16 protein-coding genes and 1 riboswitch are annotated in these 19,855 nt (G+C 43.7%); of the genes, 3 read left to right on the forward strand and 13 right to left on the reverse strand.

Annotation, left to right across the window (positions count from 1 at the left end; genetic code table 11):
• Positions 1-7: 7 nt before the first annotated feature.
• From L1D37_RS16390 to L1D37_RS16430, 9 genes are all read right to left on the reverse strand, one after another.
• Positions 8-964 (reverse strand): ABC transporter substrate-binding protein, encoded by a 957-nt coding sequence (locus L1D37_RS16390; protein WP_171731433.1) that lies wholly within the window; start codon positions 962-964, stop codon positions 8-10.
• Positions 965-1,084: 120 nt separating this feature from the next.
• On the reverse strand, positions 1,085-1,900 hold the full coding sequence (locus L1D37_RS16395) for an ABC transporter permease (protein ID WP_239848484.1): 816 nt from the start codon (positions 1,898-1,900) through the stop codon (positions 1,085-1,087).
• The gene (locus L1D37_RS16400) at positions 1,893-2,657 is read right to left on the reverse strand and encodes an ABC transporter ATP-binding protein (RefSeq protein ID WP_239848485.1); all 765 of its coding nucleotides are present in this window, start codon (positions 2,655-2,657) and stop codon (positions 1,893-1,895) included. Before L1D37_RS16400 ends, L1D37_RS16395 begins: the two co-directional genes overlap by 8 nt.
• Positions 2,647-3,531, reverse strand: coding sequence for a bifunctional hydroxymethylpyrimidine kinase/phosphomethylpyrimidine kinase (gene thiD / locus L1D37_RS16405; protein WP_239848486.1), 885 nt, complete (start codon positions 3,529-3,531; stop codon positions 2,647-2,649). Before thiD ends, L1D37_RS16400 begins: the two co-directional genes overlap by 11 nt.
• A gap of 98 nt (positions 3,532-3,629) precedes the next feature.
• Positions 3,630-3,741, reverse strand: a riboswitch (TPP riboswitch).
• A 98-nt stretch (positions 3,742-3,839) separates the two neighbouring features.
• Entirely contained in the window at positions 3,840-4,757 is a 918-nt protein-coding gene (locus L1D37_RS16410) for an EamA family transporter (protein WP_239848487.1), read from the reverse strand.
• 80 nt (positions 4,758-4,837) lie between these two features.
• Positions 4,838-5,575: an AraC family transcriptional regulator gene (locus L1D37_RS16415; RefSeq protein WP_239848488.1), complete on the reverse strand. Its 738-nt coding sequence runs from the start codon at positions 5,573-5,575 to the stop codon at positions 4,838-4,840.
• A 173-nt stretch (positions 5,576-5,748) separates the two neighbouring features.
• The gene (locus tag L1D37_RS16420; RefSeq protein ID WP_239848489.1) at positions 5,749-6,774 is read right to left on the reverse strand and encodes a DUF4382 domain-containing protein; all 1,026 of its coding nucleotides are present in this window, start codon (positions 6,772-6,774) and stop codon (positions 5,749-5,751) included.
• Between the two features lie 421 nt (positions 6,775-7,195).
• Positions 7,196-7,447: a DUF2999 family protein gene (locus L1D37_RS16425; RefSeq protein WP_004731647.1), complete on the reverse strand. Its 252-nt coding sequence runs from the start codon at positions 7,445-7,447 to the stop codon at positions 7,196-7,198.
• A gap of 107 nt (positions 7,448-7,554) precedes the next feature.
• Positions 7,555-8,652, reverse strand: a complete 1,098-nt coding sequence (locus L1D37_RS16430; RefSeq protein ID WP_239848490.1) for a YdcF family protein — start codon at positions 8,650-8,652, stop codon at positions 7,555-7,557.
• Positions 8,653-9,149: 497 nt separating this feature from the next.
• Between L1D37_RS16430 and L1D37_RS16435 the strand changes: the two genes are divergently transcribed.
• The 3 genes from L1D37_RS16435 (at position 9,150) to L1D37_RS16445 (ending at position 12,224) form a co-directional block, all read left to right on the forward strand.
• Positions 9,150-9,824 carry a glutathione S-transferase family protein gene (locus L1D37_RS16435; protein WP_239848491.1) on the forward strand — a complete coding sequence of 225 codons (675 nt, stop codon included), beginning with the start codon at positions 9,150-9,152 and terminating at the stop codon, positions 9,822-9,824.
• Positions 9,825-10,156: 332 nt separating this feature from the next.
• The gene (locus L1D37_RS16440) at positions 10,157-11,701 is read left to right on the forward strand and encodes a ParB-like protein (protein WP_239848492.1); all 1,545 of its coding nucleotides are present in this window, start codon (positions 10,157-10,159) and stop codon (positions 11,699-11,701) included.
• 319 nt (positions 11,702-12,020) lie between these two features.
• A complete protein-coding gene (locus tag L1D37_RS16445) occupies positions 12,021-12,224 on the forward strand; it encodes a pyrophosphatase (protein ID WP_117232650.1) in 204 nt (67 codons plus the stop codon).
• Between the two features lie 276 nt (positions 12,225-12,500).
• Here L1D37_RS16445 and L1D37_RS16450 read toward each other — a convergent pair whose 3' ends face one another.
• The 4 genes from L1D37_RS16450 to L1D37_RS16465 form a co-directional block, all read right to left on the reverse strand.
• Entirely contained in the window at positions 12,501-14,147 is a 1,647-nt protein-coding gene (locus L1D37_RS16450; RefSeq protein WP_239848493.1) for a HEAT repeat domain-containing protein, read from the reverse strand.
• A gap of 48 nt (positions 14,148-14,195) precedes the next feature.
• Positions 14,196-16,373: a hypothetical protein gene (locus tag L1D37_RS16455; RefSeq protein WP_239848494.1), complete on the reverse strand. Its 2,178-nt coding sequence runs from the start codon at positions 16,371-16,373 to the stop codon at positions 14,196-14,198.
• 770 nt (positions 16,374-17,143) lie between these two features.
• Positions 17,144-18,541 carry a hypothetical protein gene (locus tag L1D37_RS16460; protein WP_239848495.1) on the reverse strand — a complete coding sequence of 466 codons (1,398 nt, stop codon included), beginning with the start codon at positions 18,539-18,541 and terminating at the stop codon, positions 17,144-17,146.
• 372 nt (positions 18,542-18,913) lie between these two features.
• Complete coding sequence (locus L1D37_RS16465) at positions 18,914-19,546, reverse strand: hypothetical protein (protein WP_239848496.1); 633 nt, start codon at positions 19,544-19,546, stop codon at positions 18,914-18,916.
• Positions 19,547-19,855 lie beyond the last annotated feature (309 nt).

Genomic DNA, 19,855 nt, shown 5'->3' on the forward strand with positions numbered 1-19,855 from the left:
AGATTCCTTAGTCAAAAGTCGGTACGTAATCTGCGGCTTTTGGTAGTGATTTGATAATGCCTTTGTCGAACATGAACTGCGCGTAATCATCGTAACGCTTCATGTCTACTGCAGAAGGGCGAAGTGCAAAACGAGTCAGTGTGTCGTTCCATGCACGTTGGTTAAGCTCGTTGTTCAACGTATCTGGTGAATACGCCACAAACTCACTCCATGAATCTTGCGGGTGGTTCACGATGTAAGTGGTTGCTTGCTCAAGCGCTTTGTTGAAGGCTTTGATTGCTTCGTCGTCGTGTTTCTTTGCGTTCGCCACAAAGATCAGCTCATCGTAAGCTGGCACACCGTGCTCTTCTGGGAAGAACGCTTTAGCTTTAAAACCTTCAAGCGCTAACTGATTCGTTTCGAAATTACGTAGACCACCCCAAATTGCGTCTACCTTGCCCGATGCCAGTGAAGACGACAGCGCCCAACCGACATTGATGGTTTGAACGTCAGTAAACTCAACATTTTCTTGAGCTAGCATGGTACCGATCGTCGCTTCTTCGTTGCCAGCAATTGCGATACCGATCTTCTTGCCTTTCAGATCCGCTAACGAATCGTTCTTGCCGTTATCCAGCACCATTAGTGTGTTCAGTGGTGTTGCGATAAGGGTTGATGCACGAACGAGAGGCAGGCCTGCCGCCACATCCATGGTTAAACTTGGTTGGTAGGTGACTGCAAGATCGACCTTACCTGCCGCAACCAATTTTGCTGGTGTGCTTGGGTCAGCTGGCTCTTGGATTTCAACCTCTAGGCCTTGGTCAGCAAAGTAGCCACGCTCTTGAGCAATCACAATTGGGCCGTGGTTCGGGTTTACAAACCAATCCAACATCAGTGTCAGTTTCTTTTGTTCAGAATCCGCTAATGCATGACCTGAAACTAGCGAAGCAAGCAGTGCCACTGCACCTACCAATTTGGTGTTTTTCATAGTTAACCTTTCCTTTTGAATATTATTATTGTGTTTGTCGATCTAATTTCTAATGAGGTGTTGTTTAGATAAATAGCCTTGAGCGAAGCTTTATTAAACAAAGAGTTATTGAGCTAACCATCACTGGTTCTCCCAAGGGATAGCTTTTTTGAGTAATTTGTCTGTGATGAAGTAGAGCGAGATAGAGAGCACCGCCAAGATAAACAAGGCCGCAAACATCTCATCAATGATCATGCGTGCGTTGGCTTGCAGCATTAAGTACCCTAGCCCTTCACTCGACCCCACCCACTCGCCGACAACCGCACCAATCGGGGCAATAACCACAGCGACACGAATACCAGACGCTAATGTTGGCAGTGCAGCAGGAAGTTGAATGTGGCGTAGCAGTTGCCATTTTGATGCGCCCATCGTCTTGGCGAGGTCAAGATAACCTGCAGGTGTATTACGCAGGCCGTCATAGCAACAGGTAGTCACAGGGAAGAAGATTATGATTGCTGCCATCACTACCTTTGAGGCGATGCCATAGCCAAGCCACAACATCAGTACTGGCGCGATCGCAAATACAGGAATCGCTTGGCTAGCAATCAAGATAGGCAACAGCCAACGTTTCAACGGATCAAACATCAACATCTGCAAGGCGAAAAACAGCCCCATAGACAAACCTAGTAATAGCCCAAGTAAGATCTCTTGTGCGGTCACCCAAGTGTGTTTGAGTAACACGTCGTAGCGTTCAATAAGCTTGAGAAAGACTTCTGCGGGGGCCGGAAGAATGAAGCTCGGCATTTCGAAAACAACGACCACAAGTTGCCATAAGCCAAGAATCACAACACTGCTGATAAGCAAACGCATGACGGGATTCATCTGACGAGGATGTGTTGTGCTAGTCTTTGCGTTTGTTGAGCGAGCCACAGCTTCACTTCGCGTTAGATCATTCATAATCACGCTCCAACTGATCTAAGATGGCTTGTTGCAACTCGGCACATTCACCGTCTAGCACTCGTGGCGTCGACGTGTGAGGCACAGGTAAAGAGTGAGCGCTCGCAGGCGTGCCTTGCAACACATACAAGTTATCCGCCAAACGCACCGCTTCTTGTGGATCATGGGTAATCAACACAACGGTTTTATCTCTTAACAGTTCACACGCTAAGGTCTGTAACTTGTGTCTTGTTACCGCATCCAGCGCAGAGAAAGGCTCGTCCATCAAAACAACTGGCTTGTCTTGCATTAAGGTTCGAGCCAAAGCAACACGCTGACGCATACCGCCAGACAACTGATCCGGCATAGTATCCGCGTAATCAGCCAGACCAACAGAAGTCAGTAGCTCTAACGCCTGATTTTTATGCTCGATATTTTGATGCTTGTCTGCTGAATTTTGAAAGCGATGGCTCAAACACACATTGTCGATAACCGACAACCACGGCAGTAGCAAATCTTGCTGCGCCATGTATGCGATGCGGTCGGTTAGAGGCAGTTCATCAGACGTTGCCAATGTGCCCTGCCACTCAACTTTGTCATCGAGCAAACCTGCTAGGTATCGCAATACCGTGGTTTTTCCGCAACCACTGCGACCAAGTAGCACAGTCCACTTACCTGCGCTTAAGCTCAGTGACAAACCCGATAAGGTCGCATGCTCGCTATCTCGGTAACGCAGAGTCGCATTGCTGAGTTGAACGCCAATCGTATTAACGGACATTACCGTGCCCAACGAAGAAGTGATTTACCGGGCCGTGACCTTGACCAACTTGAAGTTCGTCAGCATGAGCAATCGCGCGTGAAATGTATTGTTTACCTAGGTCGACAGCCTCTGGAAGCGTGTTGCCTTGAGCCAAGAAAGACGCGATAGCAGAAGAGAGCGTACAACCCGTGCCATGGGTGTTTTTGGTAGGAAAACGCTTCGCGCTAATCAATGCAGATGTGGTTGGCAGAATCAATAAGTCGTTACTATTTTCATCTTTCTCCAAGTGACCGCCTTTCAGCAGGACGGCTTTAGCACCTAACGCACGCAGGTCATCAATCATATCCTGCATTTCCGCTTCGCTTTCAGGCACAGCTTTTCCTGTAAGTGCTGCACCTTCTGGCAAGTTAGGGGTAATGATGTCTGCGAGCGGAATCAGCTCTTGTTTTAGCGTGGTGATAGCCGAGTTTTCTAAAAGAAGGTCGCCACTTGTCGCAACCATTACAGGGTCAATCACTAGGTGTTTAGGCTGGTATTGTTTGATTTTGTCTGCGACGACTTTGATGATTTGCGAATCCGCCAACATGCCAACTTTTACCGCCACGATATTCAAATCGGTAAACACTGCATCTAGCTGGCTAGCGACATGCTCAAGCGGGATTGGAAAAATGGCTGACACGCCTTGGGTATTCTGAGATGTAATCGCGGTAATTACCGAACAAGCGAAACTACCCGTTGCAGACATGGCTTTAATATCCGCTTGAATGCCCGCGCCGCCGCCACTGTCAGAACCCGCGATGGTCAAAACAATCGGAGTATTGATCGAAGAAGATTGGTTTTCTGGTGTTTGAATGCTGCTAGGTGATACTTGAGAATTGGAATGCTGTGTCATGGTCGCTCCTACTGTCTAAAAGACGTAAGAGAACCGAACTTTGGCCGCAAAGAGAGTGTGGAGGTGAAACCAATGAGAGATCATTGTTGAACCACGCCGGCAAAGTAATCATAGTTCCCTACGCCAGTATTAACTGAATCAGGTTCAACGGGTCTCGAATAACGATCTCAGCAAACACCAACTAAGGTATATGCCCCCCGACTATTGATAGCGATAGTAACAGCACTCTTGCAACTGAGATACTCATTTTATTCAATTATAAGAATCACGCATGAATTTAATTCAATAAATCTCGCTTTAACGAATACTTATAACGGCTTTTTAGCAGGCTGAGATTGGATGAATAAACACATCACAATCAAGAACATACCTAGCCATCCAACTAATGGAATAAGCTCACCCACAATACACACGGCCAATACGGCGGCAACAACTGGCTCAAGCAAGGTAATCAAGTTGGCGCTACTCGCGGTGACATGTCGTAACCCAAAACTGAAAGCGATATAGCCCAAACATTGAGGAAGTAACACTAAGTAACTCACCACTAAAATGTTGGTATTCGATGCGAACAGGTTATCCCCTGTAAACCACAGCGTTGGCAGCAACAACATCGCTCCTAGCCCAAATATGCTGCCCATCGCCGCTTGCGACTTGATGCCTTCGTCTATCAGAGCTTTTGTCGCCCACGAATAAATGGCGTAACACAACCCAGCAACCAACCCCAACCCAATGCCCAAAAGCTTCAGGTCATCACCAGATTCACTCACCGATGATGATTCTGAAAATACCAGTAGCCCAATACCAACCACGCCAATGGCAAAGCTCGTTAACCAACGTTTGTTGATATTATTCTTTTTGCTAATAAGACACTCTAAAAGTGCAGAAAAGAACGGAGCAGTAGCGATCGACACCACCGTGCCCATCGCGACACCCGATAACTTCATCGAAGAGTAAAATGCTAAAGGATAGATCGCTAAAGCCAACGCACTCACCGCTAACAGCTTTTTGTTGAGCAAAAGCTTATCAAGTGAAGATAAGATCTTTCGATACGCCAAGGCCGCCTGCATTAAGCCGCCGACACCCATCGAAAATGCGCCAATCGCTAATGGACTGAGATCAGGCGCAAAGCTTGCGGCTGTACCTGTCGTGCCCCATAAAACAGAAGCAAACACGATGGCTAAAGTGCCTGTTTGGAATTCGTTAACGCGATTGATGGCAAGATTCATTGCTATTACCTAGTTTATTTTCATTTCTGAAATAGATAATAGTGAACATATACTAAGTTGAGTTTGCCAAAAGGACGCTATTATTGTTTTGGAAGACTCTCTTTCATCGAACCTAAAAACGCCCTTGGAGACATGCCAAAGTGCTGAGAGAAGCGTCGACTGAATGCAGAGAGATCACTATAACCCACATTCTCTGCGACCAATTGAACGGGTAAATCGGTATGACTTAGCAAGGCTTGTGCCTTCTCCATACGATAGCGAGTGATGTACTTAAGCGCACTGATTCCAATGCACTCTTTAAAGCGTTTCTTAAATTGAGTGGGGCTCAAACATGCCGTTTCTGCAAGCTGAGAAATAGAGAGAGGTTGGGCGTAATTATCCGCAATGAGCCTTTGCACCGCGCGGATACGAGGGTCGATACTTTTACTCACTTCTTGTTGCTCTAACAGCAGTGAAAACACATCCAAGATGGATGATTCAATGCCACTGTCGACTTGATATTCCAGCTGCTTTTCAACAAACAGCAAGAAGCTCATTAAAGGTGGCGTGATAGCAAACACCGAGAGCTCGTGCTCTAGCAAGTGCTGCGGTAACTCCACCATATCTGCAACAATAAACCGTGCTGCTTCATCCGCCTTAAACGCATGCGCAGTGGTGACAGGAATCACCACACATTCACCGACAGAAACCTTGCCAACATACCCCACCATTTCAATACTAATACTCCCCTGAATAGGCAGCACCAGTTGATGATAGCCATCATGGGCATGAGTATTAAATTGCTTGGTGTAAGATCGAATGCTTAAGCTAGATTTCATGAGCAACGCCGGAGTACATTTCGCTAGATTAAAGTAATAGAGACAACGTTACATTATCACTTCCCTAGAGTCACACTCAATGCTCACCAAATTCATGTTAGCTAGGTAACAAGATCAAAAACGGCCTCTAAATGAGAGGCCGTTTCTATGAAAAATCGTTATTCACATCAAAGTTAGAATGACACTTGGCTGTCTTGACCAACAGTGACTTGCACGCTGTTTTGAGCATCATAGATTTCGAACCCTGCGGCTAATGGTGCTGCATTGTCTTCATCACTGTCGTGTTGCGCGGTACAGGTATAACCTAACGAGTAAGTGCCTGGGTCGATGAAACCAAGGGAAAACTCATAGTTGGTCTGTGCTTGATTCATTGCCACTGATGCTGAAGTAATCGGTTTCACTTCATCACTGCCGCCAATCGGAGCCATGTCAGCCTTATCGACGTTGCCTTCATACAAGTACACCGACTGAACGAATGTATTGTCACCACCGTTACAAGTGTCATAAGTAGAAAGAGCAACAGTACCTTCAATGTTTCCTGTCTCAACCGTATTGATAAGGCTCACAGACGCTCTTTGAATGGTGTAATCAGGGAAAGTCGAACTGCTCTTTAGGCCACGTCGAAGGTCAAACTCGACAACAAAATCGTTACTTTGTTGGTTCACATTAAATGAATCATTAAAGTACAGTACGCCAGCGTTATCTTCTTTACCCACACCTTGCGGGCACGCGCCATTACCTTTCACCGTTAACTCACGATTCGTATCATCATTTTCTATCACGTAAGATGGATCTGTTGGGTGATCGCCATCATGAGCAAACACACACAACTTATAGCTACCTACTGGAACTACCTCATTTTCAATCAAAGGGAGCGCATCGCTGCCTTGGTAATCCAACAAATTCACACTTAACGGAATAGGATCTGCGCCATCAGGTAATGGATCGCCGTTCTCATCAACGTAGTCGCCGTTTTCATCCTTTTTATACACGTCATATACTAGTGGTGAACCTCCTTGTTGAGGAAGTAAAGCCACCTTGCTTAATGTCACCGTCACATCTTTAACACCATCGACCGGCGCATCACTCACGCTCAAGGTAATTGGTGTCGTGCTGCTTGATGATCCTGAATCACCGCCACAACCGACAAGCCCAGTAAGCACAAGGCTCGCTAAAGCGGTTTCCTTTAAATACTTCATAACTCATTTCCTATAAATCACTGCTCAATAAAGGACTTAGTTTGTTGCCCTCTTATTCTTTTCCTTAATGTGACTCATAAATAAACAGCGTTTATGCCGAAATCGGTTCCCCCTATTATCTAGGGATTTCTTCATCCAAAAGCACTGTTCATCAAGGTGCACATATCAGGTCGCACATAGGTTAATTAAGTCTAGTAAGTAAATTGTCAATAGTCGCACGTGTTTGGCAAGATTGCTGTCAATTGTGTTGAAATGGTCGGTGTGTATGGAGTCAGATAAGATAATTGAAAGCAACTCAACCAAAGCCCCAAACTACCACCAAGATCAAAAAAGGCCGTTAAGACAGCCTATTGCTGAACTTAAACGACCTTTTCATTGAATTTTGATTAAGCTAAGACGATATCAGCTCAGTCAAACTCACTTATTTCTGAAGTTGCTCTTTAGCGGCTTCAACCTTAGAAAAATCTAGGCCAAGCTCTTCAACTGCTTCTTTGATTAGCGCAGGGTTTTGCATTACCTGACCCATCAGCATTTGAAGCTTATCTTGTGGTAAACCAAGTTGGCTGATCGTCGCCATTGCTGCAAGAGGGTTCTCGGTCAACGTTTTGAATAGCTCGCTGATCTGCTCGTCGCTAATATTGTTCTCTTTCAACATTGCTAAAATCGGGTTCATTTTTTTGCCTTTGAAACACTAAATTAAGTAGGAGCACAGCATACCATCTAGCTGTGCTCGATTGTACTAGCAACTTATACTTTGCCTACGGTGAAGTAACCCTAAGCCTAGCGAGACTCTAATGGGTAAGAGCGGTAGCTCCACATACCATACGTTCTAAGCGCATCGCGGTAGATACCTAGTAGCTCACCATCGCTCGCCTTCTTAAGATCTGCGAGTGGCTTGTCTGGGTAAGAAACCGTATCAAAAGTAATGCCCTGAGGGCCCGTTTGCCAGCTAGCGATTTCAAATAGAGTTTGACCACGACGAACATGGCTTGCCGAGCTAATAATGGTCGCGTGCTTAATATCATGACGAGCAAGTGCATAGCTACTAAACAAGGCATTGCCTACTGTGCTGGTCGCGTAGTTCTCTTCGATGATGCGATCTTTGCTTACCCCTTTCTCGATAAGCCAATCCGCCATTAACTTACCTTCAGTCTTATGGTTCTTCGGCACGCCGCCTGTTAATACAATCATCGCGTCTGGGTTCGCTTTAGCCATCGCCAATGTTGTCTCAAGACGCTCAATCAAAATTTGATGCATCGAGCCGTCTGGGTTAAGCGCGTAGCCCAACGTAACGATCGCGCCATGATCATCGAGCAAGCCTTTATCCGCAGACTCTTTAAGCGGTGTTTCTAATACGCGGTCGACCGTAGCAAAAATGCGTTTGATGTCTTCTGCTTTGCCTTTATTCAGGCTCTCCAGTTTCTCCATGTGCTTATTGGATTCACTTTCATTGCCTTCAAATCTCTGCCAAACCGCAAGGTAAGCATGAAGGTCAACATCATCTGGTGCAACCGTCAGCGCTTGCTCAAACAACTCAATAGCGCGCTCTGCGTTCTTGTTGTAGATCTGAGCGTTCGCAGCCGAGATCAACAAGTCAGTACGGTAAGGTTCTAGCTGATAAGCTTCTAACAATCGGTTAGTCACAATTTCCATGTTACTTGGCATTTTAGCCGTAAAGCCCGCGTGAGAAATTCTTGCCGGAGACTTAAACGCCTGCAACGCATCAAGAAGTAATTGGTCGACAACTTGTCGCTTAGTCACCAACTGCGCGTAATCCGCAGAAGCCTGTACTGCGCCGTCGTTAGCAGCAAAAGAATAAGGTGTTGCGCCAAAAGCCAGCATGCCACCAAGAGCGAGGGCGATAATGTTCTTTTTCATGGAAAGATCCTGTGTCGTTAAGTGTTCACATCAGATTTGCTCACCAATGTAAGTCCCTAAGATTAAAAAACCGTGAAGCACTCCTGAATCTCTAACGTTTATATTCATTTGTTGCATAAGGTGTGGCAGCAGATCACGATTTTGAACTTACCAATAAGCCTGTGTATCCTGATAATTCTGGTTTGAACCAGTGCTCAACGTTTTTGTTGGAATATCTGACTGCGGACTTCATACGCCCTATCCCGCTAAAAACCCCCCATAACAAATCCGAACTCCGCATAAAACAACGTATCAAAGAAGCAGCTTTAAGCTCATTTTTTCAACAACTTAAAACTCTACACACTGAATCGCGCGATGTTAATCCTCTCTCAAATAACGAAGTTTTCAACACATAGATTTAAAGTACGCATCAACCGATTTTCAAATAATCTAAAATCAATTATTGAACGATCGTTCAAGTGGTGCTTTAATGAATTACCAATACAAGGAGTTACCCCATGCTTAAGTTCTATTTTCACCAAACACCAAACCCAATGAAGATCGCTCTGTTTCTAGAAGAGACAGGCCTAGATTTTGAACTCGTTCCCGTTGATACCTTAAAAGGCGAACAACACACGCCGGAATATCGCTTAATTAACCCGAACGGTAAAACGCCAGCCATTGAAGACGAAGGACAACGCGTGTTCGATTCTAACGCAATCCTTCTGTACCTATCAGAGAAAACTGGCAAGCTAGGTGGGCAACCAAAAGACAGAGCCGAACTGCTCTCTTGGATGATGTTTATCGCGAGCGGGCTTGGTCCATACTCTGGTCAATCGGTACACTTCCGTCATGTTGCACCAGCAGGCCTAGACTATGCTGTGAACCGTTACCTACGTGAAGCACAACGTCACTACGAAGTGTTAGAAAAGCATATGGAAGGTCGTGAATTTATCGTCGGAAATGAGTACACCATTGTCGATGTCGCTGCATGGGGTTGGATTGATAAAGCACCTGTCGTGCTTGGTGAAGAAGGCCTAGAACCTTACCCGAACTTGAAGCGCTGGTTTAACGCAATTAACACCCGCCCAGCCGCACTGCGCGCCCGCGAAACCGGCAAAGACGTTGAATTTAAAACCGAACGTGATGAAGAAGCGAAACGAGCACTGTTTCCTTCGAATTATGCGAAGTAGAAAAATGGAAAGTTAACGCTCTACTGAGCGATAGCTAAAACTCAAACATAAAGAGCCGCTAAAAAGCGGCTCTTTATGTTCAAATCATATTGAAACGTCATGATTTTATAATCCACTTATCCAAAACACATTTCTGGACAAACTGTTTCATGGTCTTACTAAATTAGCACTTAACGGATTACCTGAGGTGTAGCAAAGCCTTTAGTCAGTAGGCCGAAATCAGTCACACACGACAGAACGACTGCAACATCTTCTTTATCAAAATGAAATATTGATGTCATCATTGCATATTAATTTAGCGCATAATTTTTATTCCATATATAGAAGGACTTATGAAAAAGACTGGGATTTTTGCCACGATTGGCGCTCTGGCTATCTTCGCTTTACCCACTCACGCAAGCAATGTCTCTGAAGGCGATGTTATTAAGCTTGGTCTCCATGAGTTGAAACCAACTCAACCATCTGTGGGTTATGATCAGATTATGTACAAGCTGGGTCGTTACCAATTTGACCAAGAAAAGATGTTCGATGAAATATGTGAAGCCAATGGCCAAAAAGGCATAGCGAGCATCAAAGACCAAGCACACCCGAATATTCCTTCGACTTTCACCTGTGAAATGGAAACAGGTGCACGTAAACAAGACATGAAGACAGTGGTTATCGCACCCAACGATGAATACTACCTGACTGACGGTCACCATACGTTCAATGTGTTCTACCGTATGTCGCAAGGTGGCGCATCGTTCAATGTGAATGTGGTGGTTGATAAAGATTACCGCAACCTCAAAAACATGGATGCGTTCTGGAACCAAATGGTAAAAGACGGTAATACATGGCTGTTTGATAACAAAGGCGAAGCGATTAGCTATCAACAACTTCCAACCTCTCTTGGGCTAACCAACTTTGCTAACGATCAATATCGCTCACTGATGTACTTTTCTCGTGATGTGGGCTGGAACAAGCCAAATCAGCCAGTCCCGTTCTTAGAGTTCTACTGGTCTAAAGAGGTACGTAAAGCGGTTGATGCTGCAGACTTTGATCTAAATTCTACTGAAGGTTACGCAAAGGTAGTCAATGCGGTCAGCAACCATATCCTATCTATGGATACCAACAACGTTGGTGGCTCAAATCTTTCCGTTAAGCAGATGGGGCAGTTCAGCGCATATAACCAAAAAGGCTTCGATAAACTGTTCAAAGAGCGCGGTAAAGTTGACTATATGCTGCGTTACAAAACAACATCTACCGCCAATGGTTTAAGCTATGACTTAGCAGCGACATCAGCTCCTGCATTAAAGCAATTAGACCAATTTACCCTTGAAGCAAACTCAAGCTTTAATGATTACCCAGCAGCTTCTGCTGATGGCATTGTCAATGCAATTGTAGAGATCCCAACAGGTACTTCCGCTAAGTGGGAACTAAGCAAAGACAATGACAAGCAAGTTATCTGGGAACACAAAAAAGGCGAACCACGCGTAGTTAATTACCTTGGGTACCCAGGTAACTACGGCTCTATCCCACGCACAGCACTTCCAAAAGAGTTTGGTGGTGATGGCGACCCGTTAGATGTGATTGTTCTTGGTCAGTCTGTACCACGTGGTGAAGTTGTTCCTGTACGTCTGATCGGTGTGATGAAAATGCTAGATGATGGCGAGCAAGACGACAAACTCGTTGCCGTTCTCACTAACGATTCACCATTTAAAGATATTGCTTCGCTAAACGAGCTAAACGCAACCTACCCAGGTGTTCAAGACATTGTTGGTCTATGGTTTGAAAACTACAAAGGCCCAAGCGGTGGTATGGAACTGCAAGGCTGGGGCGACGACGTGGAAGCCAACAAGATCCTTGATGCAGCAAGAAAACACTACGCTGTGAATTAAACTTCGATTTGATTATTGGAATTTGATTAAGCCCTCACTGCGTTGCAGTGAGGGCTTTTTCTTGGAGCTGTGGAAATGTAGCTACATATACTGGATTTATGAAGCTTTTGGACAAAAATGAGTTTCGGAGAACTAAGTATTAGCAAATCACGGATTAGCATAAGTATGGGAAGTCACTAAGCTCACTGTCCGGTATTGATGGTGCACATCACTGTCTTGCTATCACACAAATCTGACATTGATTAATGCCATAAGCTATCGATATAAAGTTCAATATATTGTATTATTACATTTGTATTTATACTTATTAGGATTTTCTATGTTGATTCACGAATTTTCGAATAAGGACGTTACCGCTGAGAATGTAATTTTAGCTCAAGCAATACTAGCAGGGACTGCTCAAGGTGATAAAAGTAAAGCACAGCGCTTTATGATTTTTGTAAATGAGATTCCCGATGCGCCGACTGTGCAAAGCCTGATTCCACGCTTTAGTCAATTTATGAAGCGCTTTAAAGCCAGCTGACATCCAGAATACGTTACACTGGGATGTGTAATTAAGATCACCAATTCCCCCCTAACCACTACCTACTTTTAAACTCTATCTGACCCGATGCTCGCTCTATATCTAGTTAATGTTGTCGGAGTACAATAGAGTTTGATCAATTTTAAAAACGTTGCTGGACAAATATGAGTCAGGGGCTTTGCTAAATTAGCATTTAACGGATTACTTTAGATATTGCAAAGCCTCTAACCGACTGGCCAAAATCAATCACCCACTACCAGTGGATGCTCATTGGTGTTAATCGCTGTGGATCGAATTAACAATCGATCGTAAATTCTCCGGATCTTTTTCTGTGTTAAGCAATTTGTTTAGTTCCGGAACTCTGAGGGCTTTTTTTTGCGCTGACAGCGCTGCGATCCCTTCCTTTCTAAACGTTGGGTCACTTGATGTGGCTATCAACGCTGTGACCACGTGAATATCATCGCTGTTAATTTCATGCTTTTTAAAGGCTCGAAACACCTCTTTTCGAACATCATTGTTGGACTCACGATGTAGCATGGTTGATAGCTGGTGATACGCATCGGGTGTACCTAATTGACCTAGAGCGTAAGCTGCATTTCCTCTAACGTAACTTGATTCATCCTTGGTATAAGATTGAATTGTGTAAATGAGCTTTTCTTCTTTTGTGTTGCCCATAGAGATTAGCAGCTGCCCTTTCTTTGCAGGGCTATCTTCGCTGAGAAGTTTGTTTTCTAACGCCGAAATTAACGAGCGTTTATTGTCATCATCAGGCCGTCCCGCGATCACCAATCCGATGACCGGCATAAAACTCCCTCGCAACAGTTCTGAATCTGTTTCAATGTCATTTTCAACCAACTCTTGGATTAAGTCTGTCGCTTCTGGGCTCAGCCTATTGTCACCATACTTTAGCGCGTGCAATGCTCGGAATCGAGTGCTGTCTGGCATCTTGCTATTTCCAACGATACCAATTAAAAACTCATGGCTTTGTCGACTATCCATCAAACCGATAGCCGTAAGTAACTTCATATTTTTTTCCTTGGAGAGCGAATCTTCAAGGAATGTATCTGTTAAGGTATTCAGCGCATTCTCGTATTCCTCTAACTCTTTGGAGAGTTGATGCACTTTTAGTGAATCTAGCTCTCCTCGTGTTACCCATCGGTTCAACTTTTTTGCCTGCTCTTCAAGTTCTTCATCACTAATTTCAACGTCCTTGATAATATCCCACTCCGACAGTTCATTGGGTAGTGAAAATAGTGTACTGGCCACCATCTGTTTCTGCTTGATCAGGGAATAATAATGACTGGCTACAAAGCTGAGCTGATTGAAGTGTGACCGAGTATCTGTAACCTCTTCGCCTACTTGCTCAGTGAAAAAACAATTGTCTGGCTTAATCGATATACTCGAGTAGAGTATATTCATGCTTTTCAGATTATCTGGGAGCGCACCTTCCACCACATTTTTTTTGCTTTTATGCAGCACATGGCTATCGGCTTCTGTTTTGTAAACATAGGTGTATGACAAACCAGATTCCCTCTCTTGTACAATCTGATTGTCTTTCGGTGACCTTAAGAATTGATAATAAGTAGCGAGCCTAATTAAAGACTCCTCTTTCTCTCTACTCAGCAATCTAGGGTACCAATACTCAGTAATTAGCCCTTGATTGTCGAGCTTAAACGCAAACGGTAACTCAATATAGTCAGAAGGATTAGTGCCTTTTGCTATTACATTGTCGGCTTTAATTGCCCACCAGCCTTTTTGATGATCTAGCGTGACAGACTTAAGGGATAAAGTTGCTTGTAGGTCGTACACACTCGATTTGTTAGCATCAGGCTTTTGCATTTCTAATTGTGAGTCCAGTAGAAATTGCGTCTCACATGCCATCGATATCATCGGAGCGAAAACCAAAAGTATAGAACGTTTCATTGAACCCTCTTATAGATTGGCGCACACGGCATATGCGCCATGAGATTGCTACATTTCGAATATTGGGCTTGAAAATATCTCTTTATTTTCATGCTCATACAATGTGTAGAGTTTCGCTATCCAATACTTGTAGGTTACGGTTTCCTTCCCACATGGATATTTGAACCTTACCCCCCAGCGCTTCTTGCTACACCACTTTACTTTAGATATTGCTGAGAAAACCCCGACTTTACCCGAGAGAGTGGTAAGGTCTGTATACGCATAAGCTTTTGCAACAGGGTCTATACTTGACCCACCATCGATTCCCCAAGGGGCAATATAGCCCGTACCGTTGAGTTTGAAATCAATCAACTCGATGGCACCCATCACCCCAGCCTCTACGAGTTTGTAATCCAAACTACCACGGAGGTAGGCCTCTAGATTTGCAGATAAAATGTCACCCCCAACATAAAGAGCCGGCACTGTCTCCTCACTACCGACGTCTTGTGCTAGCGTCGCATCAAATCCAAAGTTTATATTGGCGTTGATCCCACCCTCTGCTCCGACAGCAATAGTTAAGCCTATTGGTCCAACTGGGTAAGTCACCTTAGCCATATCCATAGCTTCGTACCACTTCTCGCCAAAGGTTTTGGCCTGTTGGCAGGTTGGGTCGTCACAGTCTATCACCTCGGCTGGGGTGGAACTGTATACCTTGCCTTCAAGGACATAGAGACTGACTTCATACCCCAGCTTTTTTGCTTCAGTAAGCCCCGTACTGGCTTCTGCCTTGAGCAATTCATTTTCTGCACCGAACAGGGCCCCATTCAGAGCAGACTCAGCAAACACCCCAACCAGCACACCGTCATCTTCCGCTGTCGGTTTGTACGACAGTGAAATTGTATTTTCGAGAGAAACTGCGGCCGTGTCCCCGTCACCGGCTTCAAAAGATTTTGAGAACTTGAAGAAATCCGCGCTAGCGCCCGCTTCCGGATCAAATGCGGATTCGGCTGCATAAGCCTCTATTATTGGCTCGTCATCAGGTGTTACGTCGATTGCGTAGAAAGGAATGGTGATTTGCTGAGAAATGGCACCTTCAGTACTTGTTGCGTCTTCAAAATCCTTAAAGCCGCTACACTCGTCGCTATCAGTGATTAATTTAGGTGTTAACGTAACTATGAACGGTATCTCGTTGCCATTTAAGGTGTCATCCTCAGAAATGTCAAAGACTCGCACATACCAAGACCGTGATGGGTAATCTACATCCTCATACAAATCCATGGCAGGGATCATCGCCTCATAATCTATGAGGTGTTCTGTATTGTCGGTAATTTCAATTACATCATCGTAGCAATATTGCCCCGAGTCTTCGGTACTTCCGATAGCTTTATTCCATATTTTCACAGGTACATATTCATTTCTGTATATTGTATAAAGCCTTAAATGGTAATATTTGCTTGCTGATTCAGTATCATCAAACTCCAAAAACTCATTCTTATAACTAAAATTGTTTGGGATTGTCAGTTCATCATAATAGGGTAAGTAGTCTGAATCTAACTGGTAGGTAAGCACTATCGGATCCTGCTCTACGTTTACTAACATGACCTCTTCAGGAACATCAATATCTTCAATGTCGATTGCAATTGATTCGGATGTATCAGCTGCAAATTCAGTAGCGTCATAAACAATACCATCAACAATCACTTCCCCTTCTTCAGACACTACAGGCTCTGAGGCGGGTATGTGATCAGGGTAGTTATTTGCAAGATTTCTATCTTCGTAAATACCATTGGGATCGACCACAAAAACAAGCTCGTAAAAACCCTCTCCCAAGGTCACATCGTCAATGGTAAAAGAGGATGTATATGCATGACTGCCTATTTCTAAAGAACCATGTAAGATCCGTTGTATTAGGTATGCCTCGGAATCATCCAGCTCAACCTCTTCCTCGGTTTCTTCAGTTGCATATTGAACGGAAGTTTCATTTGAGTAGTCGGGAAGCAGGTATAAATCCACCTCTAGACCATCTTCTAAATTAGAGTCTGTGGAGACCTCGTACTCAACAGTTATAATTTTTTCGCCGGAACCTTCTTCACCATCACTAATCGCATAGCTATAACTATCCAGACCGATATCAACGACATTGACTGCTGCGGGTGTATCAATACCATTGCTAGAGTCATCATTATCATCAAAGCAACCAACTAGCAGTATCAGTGCAAGTGGCGCAAAGTACTTAATATTTACCATTATTGTACCTCTTATCTAAGTTCACCCTCACCAACGTGAGAATACCTTTTTGAGGCAAAATAGATGATTCATACCGCTTGTCTCAGTCATGTTGCATGACAACTCTTTACACTAGAACTTGGTTTTCAAGTTTATTTAAAAGACAAATATTTTTCAGAAACGCGTGAAGTTTACCATCCGTAGCCTCGCATACACTTCAAGGTTAGCAATAACCACATTTTTTGTATGGTTAAATTTCGTGCAGGTTGTTTTTTTACGTAAATAATGATCGCGATCAATTAGATACCACGTATTATTGGTTTTCATTGGCCAAAGCAGATGTTTAGGGGGGGCGGTCGAATAGCGCTCCACAAACAAGAAAAACGAATTTGCGCGAACAAGCGCTCTGTTAACTGGAGTTAAATACAACTAATGTTTCTTAGATTGTACTAATTTGATGAACACTGCTTATCGTCCGTCGGAGTAAACTCTGTACAAGAGCGTAGTGGATTAGCAAACATGACCACATAGTCAGATTTCTAGGCATAAGAAAAAGTAAGTCTAATTGCGGAGGTTGAAAATAGGAGCCACCACGCACTGACTCACAAAGGGGCACTTCTGAGTTAAGAAGTGCTATCTGTGAAGGTTCTGGACATAAATGAGTCAGTGAATTTGCTAAATTATCATTTAGAGGATTACCACAGGTATTGCAAAATCTCTAACTAAGTGGCCAATTTCACTCAGCCACTACAATGGAGTCTTGCAGTGATTATATGGAGAGAGTACTCATGCTAAACTGTACTTTGATCTGGTACGGGGTTTACGGGTTTGGCTTTATCCATTTTCTTACCACTAGTTTCAATAGTCCCTCCACCAAGCGGCAAAGTAACTTTATCTGCCGTCTTCAACAATGCTGCAGCAATTTGCTCCGCAGGATGGAGGAGCTCTTTGTTAGGAGCGTCCTTCGGCTTAAACAAACCTTCTGTCAGTGATTCCAGTAGTCGAGATGGGATTTCTCCATCTTTCTTCTCGTTCCATTCTAGCGACATCTCAACTGCAAGCTGCGCTCTATTTAAGTCTCGAATGAAAATCTGGTTGTCCAACTCTTGTTGAGCAATACGGTCAGCCCAATTGTTGAACCAGCGAATCAGATAGACAATAGAAGAAATCATCAGTGCACTACCTAGTACGATCCTTATGTAAAGGAAGTAGATAGTTTGCTTGGTCATGGCATCAGCAGCGGGAGCCACTTTTTCACCATTATCGATACCAGAAGTGTTTTCTATTAATAGGCTGTTAAGATAGTTAGTATATGTTGTCTGTGCTGTACTTAACTCAATTGAAGCCGTATAGACAGTTAAAGCACCGATAACAACAAGCAGGGCCCCTAACGCAAAAGCTGATGAAGTACGTCTGCCTACATTCGATGAAAAAGAGAATTTTCGAGCTTTTTCTTGAGCTTCTTCCAGAGTACGAGTAGTCGTTTTACGACGAGTAGATGTATTGTCAGCATCATCTATCTTCTTCTGCTTGTCATCTAGTTCTTCACTTCGCTTTTTATGTTGCTCTTCAAGATCATTAACTTTCTTTGAGTAAGCCTCATCTTGATCATTAACTTTCTTGACAAAATCCGCTCCTCGGTTATCAAGGAATTGCTGCTTATCACGCTCTAAGTCTTGAGACTGCTTAAATTGCTTTTCAATTAACTCAGCGCTAAGACCTTCAAGTCTTGTTAGCACTTCGTGGTGAGCAGAAGCTATCTGTAGGCTATTCTCATCTTGGTGGTCATAAACAGAGCTTGCGTGCTTATTTAGCCCCCTGTTTATATGACGAAATAACGTAGACGCTTGCTCAGTAATCGCCCTTTGTCCATTTTCAATTGTGCCAATCTCGTCAATAAATACATCGGAGTTACGTTTGAAGTAAACTATACAACCACTCAAGTTTACATCTTGTATCGTTAGCCGAGTAACAGAGGAACTTTGTAGTTGGTCATTGCGTAAATCCTCAAGAATATCTTTTTTGTTAGTTGCCCCACGTATATCAACTGTGAAATTGAAACCTCCTTGCGAAACGGTACAGGTAGCAGCTTCACTTAAGCCCAGTTCTTCATATTTCTTCAATGTCTCATCAATGAAGAGCTTTAACAGTTCACGATCACCCACTCTTGGGATAGAAACAGCACTCATTACCTTTCCTTGAATATTAGATACCTAATCTATGTTATAGATTACACAATTAACCTCATAAAAAACATTGAGTTAAGCCAAGCATGCTGGTTTTACCTTTGCTTCTGGTTTGATATTGCTCTAGATTTCACCGTTTTCGCAGTCTGATGCCGCCGCTTTGATTCGAGCAAATAAAGAAAAAGCCTTGGTAACAACATCACTTCAGTCTACAGGATTGTCATTACGCACATTACAGATAGAACGAAATGTACAATTAGAAAAAAATTGGCGATTTTGAGCCTGCATGCTAAGCGAAGAGCATCTACCCTAAGCTATTCTGAGGCACGTCAGTATTGCATTTGTAATTTGGCCTGAAGTTCTTGAGGAGGGCTGCTAATAATCATTGGAGACACATCTAACCGTCTTTAATTGCGATTTATAGTTGGTTATTGGCAGAGATAAATTTAAGCCACTGAAGCTTTGCATGAGTTGTTCTTTTGTAGCTATATAGAAAGGCGTTAGCTCAGGACATTTTTGTGCCATTTCTCTGGCTAAAACTCCAAGGATTCCGTCCTTGGCCTTCAGAACGCTTTTATTAGTCTTCCATACTCCCATAGGAGTCATGACGATTAGATGGGAGTCAACAGTGATTACTTCAGGAAAGCCCGTGTGGTAAGTTACAAAACTAAATAGTTGAACCACCTCTTTTACTTCGTTTTCGGTCAATGCAAAACACTCACTACTTCCAGAAAATTTAAACTGAGGCGAGTACGATTTTCCTTTGCCTTTGAGATGGTTGATTACGGTTACTTCTAATTGGTACGCAATAGACTCTTTTCGAATGCAACCATACCGATCACCTTCTAGATACCTACGAGCTATCGGCACTGCTACATACTTTCCAACGCTGCTCACAGATACATTGTAGCAGCGCTTGTAGGGTTGGTTGGAAACCCCTACCTTGTAAAAGAACTCGTTGTTAGAGATTCCAGCGCAAGCGAGTAAGTAAACATAATTCTTTTTCATTCGCACCTTTGAAGTACCTTGTCAACATGGCATCGTTCAAAGATGGTATCTATTAGTTCTGTCGCAAAAATTGACTAAACTCACATCTAGTTTGTTTGGCCACCACCTCGGATAAGAAAAAGTAAGTCATACTGCCCACATAGTAAGACTACTAGGTAAGCAACAAAAATTGAAATGGGGCAAAGACGTGCTAGCGAAGACCGTTCTGCCACGTTTATGGACAAAACTGTTTTACAGGTGTTACTAAATTAGCGCTTAACGGATTACCTGAGGTATAGAAAAACTTCTAATCAGTAGGCCGAAATCAGT

The organism is Vibrio sp. Isolate33, from assembly GCF_022397895.1.
GTDB lineage: Bacteria > Pseudomonadota > Gammaproteobacteria > Enterobacterales > Vibrionaceae > Vibrio > Vibrio pomeroyi.